Source organism: uncultured Polaribacter sp., from assembly GCF_947495205.1.
GTDB lineage: Bacteria > Bacteroidota > Bacteroidia > Flavobacteriales > Flavobacteriaceae > Polaribacter.
This window is the reverse complement of the sequence record NZ_CANLXV010000031.1, coordinates 1-1,378: the sequence shown is the minus strand read 5'-3', so window position 1 is coordinate 1,378 and position 1,378 is coordinate 1. Positions and strand designations below refer to the sequence as shown.

The window sequence follows — 1,378 nt, the reverse complement described above, 5'->3', positions numbered from 1 at the left end:
CGCACACTTTTAATTTGGTAAATATTTATTATCTTTACGCTTAATCAACGCAACAAAACTTTATACAACAACGTTGTAAAAAACTTCTGATGTGATTATCCGAAAAGTAATTAATATCTATTAATTTTTTGCTCAAATCTAAATTAAATCGAAAATATGAATATAATAAAAATTGAATCTTATAATTAAAACTATGAAAAACAAAATAATGAAAAAATACATATTAATTTTAGCTACCATTTTTGCTTTTAGCTGTTCATCGTCAGAAGAGGAAATAACACAAAATCCTTTTATAGGAAATAGTTATACAGCTAATGACCCAATTGCATCGATTATTCACGGAAATGGCTCTACAACAACTATTGAGTTTTTAACAGAAACAAATTGCCAAAGAATAGAATTTAGAGCATCTGGTCCATTTGCAGGAAATGTTGTAAAACAAGGAACTTATGTTTTTGAGGGAAATAAAGTAACTTGGACTGTAGATGATGAAGTTAGAACAGCAAATTTAAGTGGAACTATTTTAATCTCTACTGTTGTAATAAACGGAAATCCAATTACATATCAGAAAAATTAAATAATATTTGAATATAAAAAAAACTGAATTCAAAAAATTTACAGTAAATAAATTATGTAATAAAAAGAGTAGGGATTTTTACCCAAAAACCGAATTTGAAAATCATTAACAAAAAATGTTGAAAAATTAAATACGCATTTTACAACACCGTGTAAAAAAAATTGCTGGTAAAAGCCTACTTACGAAAATCCTCGCGGATTTTCTTGGTTAGTATTTTATTTACTAACTTTATTGCTTAACCACGCAACTTTTCCTACACAAACACGTTAGCTAAAATTGCTCACTCACTCAGGCGGAATAAAAAAGAGAAAAACAGAATTTTAAAATTATGGAACAATCTCTTACTTATCGCAATTTTTAAAAATTGTGGAATTAGATAAAAGTAAAAAAATAAGAAAACACTAAAATCAAAATTGCGGAATTATTACTCAAATATTAAATCAGAAAGTTTGCGGAATTGAGCTTGTCTGAGAAAATTGGAAAAACGGAATTTTTATAAGTTTAAATCATTAAAAACGAAATTCAAAAATTGCGGAATTCTTACTCAAACTTGAAAAAAGAACGTTAGAAAATAGTTAGAAAAAAAACAATTATGCAAATTCACAACTTTAGCTAACACCGTATAAATTTTATTGCTATTTATCGTTTATTTTGGAAAATTCTCGCACACTTTTAATTTGGTAAATATTTATTAACTTTACACTTAATCAACGCAACAAAAGTTTATACAACAACGTTGGCAACTATTACTCACTCAAATTCTTAAAAATATGATTATAACATCTGAAAGATTAAATTATC

At 26.2% G+C, this 1,378-nt stretch carries 1 protein-coding gene; it reads left to right on the top strand.

What is annotated here, in order from left to right:
- Positions 1-193 precede the first annotated feature (193 nt).
- Positions 194-577 carry a hypothetical protein gene (locus Q0762_RS13870; RefSeq protein ID WP_298767725.1) on the top strand — a complete coding sequence of 128 codons (384 nt, stop codon included), beginning with the start codon at positions 194-196 and terminating at the stop codon, positions 575-577.
- Positions 578-1,378 lie beyond the last annotated feature (801 nt).